Source organism: Actinomadura darangshiensis, from assembly GCF_004349235.1.
In the GTDB taxonomy this organism is placed as follows: Bacteria; Actinomycetota; Actinomycetes; order Streptosporangiales; family Streptosporangiaceae; genus Spirillospora; species Spirillospora darangshiensis.
On sequence record NZ_SMKY01000395.1, the window covers coordinates 1 to 6,808 of the forward strand.

At 71.8% G+C, this 6,808-nt stretch carries 7 protein-coding genes; 2 read left to right on the forward strand and 5 right to left on the reverse strand.

The genetic code is table 11. The annotated features are described in order from the left end of the window. The 5 genes from E1293_RS42590 to E1293_RS42610 form a co-directional block, all read right to left on the reverse strand. Positions 1 to 1,073 (reverse strand): sporulation protein (locus tag E1293_RS42590; protein ID WP_132205127.1); only part of this gene is annotated, 1,073 nt, incomplete at its 3' end. A gap of 562 nt (positions 1,074 to 1,635) precedes the next feature. Then, on the reverse strand, positions 1,636 to 2,997 hold the full coding sequence (locus E1293_RS42595) for a M16 family metallopeptidase (protein WP_132205129.1): 1,362 nt from the start codon (positions 2,995 to 2,997) through the stop codon (positions 1,636 to 1,638). Beyond that, positions 2,994 to 4,250, reverse strand: coding sequence for a M16 family metallopeptidase (locus E1293_RS42600; protein ID WP_132205131.1), 1,257 nt, complete (start codon positions 4,248 to 4,250; stop codon positions 2,994 to 2,996). The genes E1293_RS42595 and E1293_RS42600 overlap by 4 nt, the downstream gene beginning before the upstream one ends. 195 nt (positions 4,251 to 4,445) lie before the next feature. Then, positions 4,446 to 4,799, reverse strand: a complete 354-nt coding sequence (locus E1293_RS42605; protein ID WP_132205133.1) for an STAS domain-containing protein — start codon at positions 4,797 to 4,799, stop codon at positions 4,446 to 4,448. 121 nt (positions 4,800 to 4,920) lie between these two features. After that, complete coding sequence (locus E1293_RS42610; protein WP_132205135.1) at positions 4,921 to 5,400, reverse strand: ATP-binding protein; 480 nt, start codon at positions 5,398 to 5,400, stop codon at positions 4,921 to 4,923. A gap of 365 nt (positions 5,401 to 5,765) precedes the next feature. On the opposite strand from E1293_RS42610, the gene E1293_RS42615 reads away from it, so the two are divergent. Both E1293_RS42615 and E1293_RS42620 read left to right on the forward strand, forming a co-directional pair. Next, a complete protein-coding gene (locus E1293_RS42615; RefSeq protein ID WP_243717410.1) occupies positions 5,766 to 6,632 on the forward strand; it encodes a helix-turn-helix domain-containing protein in 867 nt (288 codons plus the stop codon). Further along, positions 6,629 to 6,808, forward strand: a 180-nt coding sequence (locus tag E1293_RS42620; RefSeq protein WP_424923724.1) for a DUF397 domain-containing protein, incomplete at its 3' end; no start/stop codon positions are given. The genes E1293_RS42615 and E1293_RS42620, both read left to right, overlap by 4 nt.

Genomic DNA, 6,808 nt, shown 5'->3' on the forward strand with positions numbered 1-6,808 from the left:
CCTGGAGGGGGCGGGAAACCTGGCGCGGCGTTGTGACCGGCCGGGCCCGATGGGTACGCGGGTGCGCCACCGGGGCCCTGCATGCCGGCGGGTTGCGCGCCGTGGCCGGGCATGGAGGAGTGCGCGGGCGGTGCACCTGGAGGAGGCGGCGGGAAGCTGGGCGTACCGCCATGCGCGGCCGGAGCCGGCGCGTTGGACGGGTAGCCGGGGCCGGCCGCGGGCTGCTGCCCGGGTGCGGGCGCGGGCGGCGGGAACGCCCCGGGGCTGCCGGGCGGCGGCAGCGGCGCCTGCCCCTGGGGCGGCGGACCGCCCGGACCGGACGAGCGCGGCAGCGCGGCTGCGGCGTCCAGCCACTGGCTGATCTTGGCTTCCCAGTCCGCCTCGGCGGCCTCCGCGTGGGGGACCTCGAAGACGCCGGACGACTCGTCCTGCGGAGGCTCGCGGTCTTCGGCGCGCAGGACGAAGGCCATCGCGCGCGGGCTGGCGACGAAGGCGAGCCCGACCTTGTCGATCCGGCCCTGGAAGGACGGCGGCGGGTTGAGGTGGATCTCCTGGTGGAACGGCAGATGCTGCGCCACCCCGCGGAGCTTGGACGACTCGAACGTCACGTTCGTGATCTGGAATCCGAGCTTGGCGACGGCCGCGAGCACCCACTGCTGCGATTCCAGCGGCTCCACCGAGATCGGGTCGATGTCGCCGGGGTCGCGCTGCCCGGCCAGGTCGACCTCGGTGCACATCCCGATGGTGAAGCCCGGAAGCTCATGGCCGAGGACGGTGGTGAACGGCAGCTCGTACGGCAGCGGAATGGAGAACGACAGGTCGCGCTGCTGTCCGGAGTCGAGCCGGAAACCGCGGGTGAGGGCGCCCCGGTACACCTCGGGCCCGGCGGTCTCGCCGCCGTACCCGTCCTGCATGCGCGGCATCAGCGCCAGCGTCACATGCCTTACCTCCGCGGGCCCGGAACCGCCGCGCAGATGCACCTTGCCCGCCACGACCCCGCCGGGCTTGCAGTTCGGCTCGGAAAGGATCGTGTCGACCGACGGCGCGCCGCCCGCCATCTGCCCGTAGGACACCGGCCGTTCCCCTCTCCCGCCCGCGAGGACGTCCTCCCCGCGAAGCCCGCCCGCGCAAATTAGGCCGTGTGGATCGGGCCGCGCAAGTTAGACCCACCCCACCATGCCATCGGTTCACCCCCAAAGCAGAACACCGCCCCAATTCCCCACACCTCGCCCGCGCGAAGCAGCTTGGAGGTCTCGTGAGTCGCGGGTCGACCCTCCATGACACCTCGCCCGCGCGAAGCAGCTTGGAGGTCTCGTGAGTCGCGGGGGTCGACTCTGCATCGTCGCCCGCGCGTGCGAGGCAGCTCGGAGGTCGTGCAAGCAGTGGGTCAGCTCGTCTCCCATTCCCCGCGGGACGCACTTTGGACGTCCTGCAAGCAGTGGCGCGACTCGTTCGTCAGCGCCGCTCGCGCACGACGCACCTCGGCCTGATTCGTGCTCTACCGGGGTGGTGGACGAACCGCGTCCGCTGGGCTTGCACGCTCCGCCCCCTGCCGGGTGTGTTCCTCCGTGCTGGGGTCGGTGCATGCCCGCAGGTGCGCAGACGACTGCGTAGCGCAGCGACGGGGGCCGGGGGTCAGTCCTCCTTTGAGGTGACGGTCACGGTGGCGTAGCCAAGGTTCTCCAAGGGCTCGCGGATCTGGGCGGCGTCGCCTACGGCGATGACGGTCAGGGCCTCGGGGTCGACGTGCTTGCGGTAGGCGTGGGCCACGCCGTCCGGGGTGGAGGCGCGGACGGCGGCCAGGTAGGCGCTCGGGTAGTCGGCGCCCAGGCCGTTGGCGGACGTGTCGGCCAGCTCGGCGGCGACGGACCGGGCCGTCTCGTACTCGGCGGGCGCCCGGTCGGCTAGCGCGCGGACGGACGATCCGTGCTCCTCGGCGTCGATGCCCCGGGACACGACGCCGCGCAGCTCGGTCAGCGCGTCGGCGACGGCGTCGGCGGTGACCTCGGTGTGGACGGCGCCCTGCGCGATGAACAGCCCGCAGTGCCGCATCCGGAGGAGGCCGGCCCGCATGCCGTAGGTGTAGCCCTTCTCCTCGCGCAGGACCGCGTTGAGCCTGGACGTGAGGCCGCCGCCGAGCACGTGCGACGCGACCATCAGGGACGGCCAGTCGTGGTGCGAGCGGTCGGGGACGCCGTGCCCGAAGCTGAGGTAGGTCTGCACGGACCCGGGGCGGTCGACGACGACGATGCGGGCGGCCGACTCGGGCATGATCCGGTCGGCGGCCGGCAGCGGCCCGCCCGTGCCCGCCCAGTCCTCCAGCGCGGCGCTCAGGGCGCCGTCGGCGTCCACGCCGGACAGGTCGCCCGCGACGACCGCCGTCGCCTCGGCGGGCACCACGGAGCCGTAGAAGCCGCGGACGTCCGCGCCCTGGAGGGCGCCGATCGAGTCGCGGGTGCCGCCGGTCGGGCGGGCGGCCCGCGCTTCGGCGGGGAAGAGCACTGCGCGGAGTTCGCGCATGGCGCGGGAGCCCGGGTCGGCGTCCTCCTGCGCGATCTCCTCCAGCCGTTCGCGGACGAGGCGGCGCACGTCGGAGTCGTCCAGCGCGGGGCGGCGCACCACCGAGGAGAACAGGTCGAGGGCGGCGCCGAGCCGCGTCGTCGGGACGTCCAGCGCGATCCGCAGCGCGGTCAGGTCGGCGTGCGCGTAGAGGCTGGCGCCGAGCCGCTCGAACGCGGCGGTCAGCGCGGTGCCGCCGCCCGGCTCGGTGCCCTCCAGCAGGGTGCGGGCGGCCAGCGTCGCGACGCCGTCCAGGCCGGACGGCTCCCGGCCCGCGCCCGCGTGCAGGACGAGCCGGACCGCGGCGAGCCGCCGTCCGGGCAGGTCGCAGCGGAGCGTCGCCGGGCCGGCCGGGACGCGGCCCGGGGTGCCGGCCGGGAACGCCCAGGCCGGGACGGGCCCGGGGACGGGACGGGGCTGCAGTGCCAGGCCGCTCACGAGGTGCCTCCGTAGGTCAGGGCGGTGCGGCCGCCCGGGGCCAGCCAGCGGCCCGCCATCTCCTTGATCGCGTCCCCGGTGACCGCGGCGGCGCGGCCGGGCGCGGTGAAGACCCGGGCCGGGTCGCCGAACTGCGTCGCGTTCTGCGACAGCGCGTTGGCGAGGCCCGTCACCGTCTCGGTCTGCTCCAGGAAGCCGCGCTCGGCCTGGGCGGTGGCGCGGGCGGTCTCGTCGCCGGAGGGGCCCTCGGCGGCGAACCGCCGGAGCTCCTCGTCCAGCACGGCGGCGATCTTGTCCGGGTCGGGCCCGATGGCGTCCACGATCGCCAGCGAAGGCCCGGACGCGAGCCGGGTCACCCCGGCCCACACCTCGGTGGCGATCTCGTCGCGCCGCACCATCCGGTCGTACAGGCGGGAGCCCGAGCCGCCGCCGAGGATCTCGACCGCCAGCTCGGCGGCCTCGACGTCGTCGCCGCCGTCGGTGGGGAGGGCGAACATCGCGAAGTACGCGGGGGAGGGGACCTCCTCGTCGACCGCCTCGCCGCGGACGCCGGTCAGCGGCCCGAGCTCGCCCGGCCGCGACTGCGGCTTCTCCGGGCCCGCCGGGAGGCCGCCGAAGTAGCGCTCCACGGCTTCGAGCGTCTTCTCCGGGTCGACGTCGCCGACGACGGACAGGACGGCGTTGCCCGGCGCGTACCAGGTGGCGAAGAAGTCGGTGCAGTCTTCGAGCGTGGTGGCGTCCAGGTCGTCCATGGAGCCGATCGGTGTGTGCGCGTAGGGGTGGCCCTCAGGGAACGTCAGCGCGCACAGCAGTTCGAACGCCGTCCCGTAGGGCTGGTTGTCGTAGCGCTGGCGGCGCTCGTTCTTCACGACGTCGCGCTGGTTGTCGAGGTTGGCCTGGGTGAGCGCGGCGGGAAGCGTGCCCATCCGGTCTGCCTCGAGCCAGAGCGCGAGCTCCAGATGGCTGACCGGCACCGTCTCGTAGTAGTTCGTGCGCTCGAACGACGTGCTGGCGTTGAACGCGGCGCCGGCGCTCTCCAGCAGCGCCGCGTGCTCGCCTTCGGCCACGTTCGCGGAGCCCTGGAACATCAGGTGCTCGAAGAGGTGGGCGAGGCCGGTGCGGCCGGCCCGCTCGTGCCGCGACCCCACGCCGTACCAGATGTTCACGGCGGCCAGTGGTACGAAATGGTCTTCGCAGACCACCACGCGCAGGCCATTGCCGAGCGTGTGCTCATGCAGCGGCTGTTCTGCCACGGAGCGCTCCCGTCCGTTCGATGGGTCGGCTGGCGGACAGCACCGCGCGCGTCGGCGGGGACGTGCCCAGGCGGCGGGCTTGATCTCGGTCTCACCGTACCGGGTACGCCGGACGGGGGGCGCGACACCGCGAACTGTGGATAACCCGTGCCGACAAAACCCTCCGAACACGGGCGAAGCACAATAAGAGGCGGGTCAGGACGCGGTGGACTCGTGCGCCGCGATGGCGTCCTCGAGCGACCGGTGCAGCACGAAGATCTTGGTGAGCTGCGTGACGTGGAACACGCGCCGCACCCGGTCGTTGACGCCCATGAACGACATCGAGCCGTCCCGCGCGCGGAGCCGGTGGTAGATCCCGACGAGCACGCCGAGGCCCGTGGAGTCCAGGAACGTCACCTCGCCGAGGTCGACGACCAGGTGCGAGCCGCCGTTGTCGATGATGTCGAGCAGTGCTTCGCGCAGCCGGGGGCTGGTGAAGACGTCGATCTCACCGCTGATCTTGACGACCGTGAGGCCCTTCTCGACGCGATGCTCGACGGCGAAGTCCACCGGTGCTCCTCTCTGCCGCTCGTCTCGTCGAGAACCCTACGGAAGTTCTAGGGCCCCGGAGGGGAACTCAATAGCTACCCCTGTGGCGCGTCGTTACGCCCGTCAAGCCGGTCACACCTTCTCAGGGAGACCGGAACAGTGCCCACACCACCTTGCCGTGCGTCAGTGCACGCCAGCCCCACCGGACGCTGAAGGACTCCACAAGGTGGAGGCCGCGTCCGGTCTCGGCTATGTAGTCGGGCTCCTTGCGGCGCGGCGCCGTCCGGGAGGCGTCCATGATGCCGCAGAGCAGCCACGGTTCCTCGTGCCCGAGGCGGAGCCTGATCGCGGACGGGGCCGAGCCCAGCGGGTCGGCCGGGTCGCCGTACACGCCCTCGCGGTGCACGTCGTCGCCCGGCCGGCCGCCGGTCACCCCTCCGCTGTGCCGTAGTGCGTTCGTGACGAGCTCGGAGACGACGAGGCCGACGTCGTCGGCGAGCTCGGGGAGACTCCAGTCGGTGAGCCTGGACGTGGCGAAGTGCCGGGCGTCGGTGACCGACTCGGGGTCGGGCGCGACGGTGAACGACACCGTCGACCCTCGCAGCTCCGTCAGCGCAGTCACGGCGGTGTCCAGCCGGGGAGGCAGGTCCGAGGACTCCGGGACCGGTGTTGAGCGCCCAGCGTGGTCCTGTGGGCCGGCCGGCCCCACGACAGGGCCGAGCTCCCACCGCGTGTCGTCGTGCGCATGGCGTGACGTCATTCCACCGGACCCCGCAGAGTGATCTCGTTGTGCAGCCGTGGCTCGGAAGTCTCGTGCGTTATCCTGCGCATCGTAGCGTGCGAATGCAAGGCCCAATGCACGTGCATCCGCGCCGTGAGGGTGTGGGGCGGCGCGGATTGCACGCGAGTGATCGGAGGTAACCGCAGGACACTGAGGCCAGTGGCACACTAGGTTCGCTGTCCGCCGGAAAAGCCGGGAGGTTGGGCGTGACTCCAGAGACGCCGGGAAGCGGGTCGACGGTCCGTCGGATCCTGCTCGGGTCGCAACTGCGCCGTCTGCGCGAGCAGAAGGGCGTGACCCGTCAGGACGCCGGCTACGTCATCCGCGCGTCGGAGTCCAAGATCAGCCGCCTGGAGCTGGGACGGGTCAGCTTCAAAGAACGAGACGTGGACGACCTGCTCACGTTGTACGGCGTCGGCGACAAGACAGAACGCGAGGCGCTGCTGCAGCTTGCGCGGGAGGCCAACACCCCCGGTTGGTGGCACCGGTACAACGACGTGCTGCCCGGCTGGTTCCAGACCTATGTGGGCCTGGAGGAGTCGGCGGCGTTGATCCGCACGTACGAACTGCAGTTCGTCCCGGGACTGCTGCAGTCGGAGGGGTATGCGCGAGCGGTGATCCGCCTGGGCAACGCCGGAGCCGCCGAACACGAGATCGACCAGCGCGTGGAACTGCGCATGCAACGTCAGGAACGCCTCACGGGCCCGGAAGCACCGCGCCTGTGGGCCGTGGTCGACGAGGGGGCGCTGCGGCGTCCGATCGGCGGCCCGGAAGTGATGCGGGGCCAGTTCGAGCACCTCATCGAGATGTCCAAGCTGCCCAACGTCACCATCCAGATCATGCCGTTCAGGTTCGGCGGCCACGCCGCCGAGGGGGGCGCCTTCACGATCCTGCGTTTTCCCGAGCAGGACCTGCCGGACGTGGTTTACGTCGAGAACCTCACCGGCGCGATGTACCTGGACAAGCGCGACGACGTCGACACCTATCTGCAGGCGATGGAACGCCTGTGCGTCGACAGTGCGACCCCGGAACGCACCGTCGAGCTTCTCGGTGACTTTCTCAGAGAGACATGATGCTTCAAACCGATTACGACAACGGGATCCCGGCCGCCGACCTTCTAGGGGCGAGGTGGCTGAAGTCCCAGCGAAGCAACTCCCAGGGGAACTGTGTCGAGATCGCCGAACTGCCCGGTGGGCAGGTCGCGATGCGCAACTCCCGCCATCCCGAGGGTCCCGCCCTCATCTACACC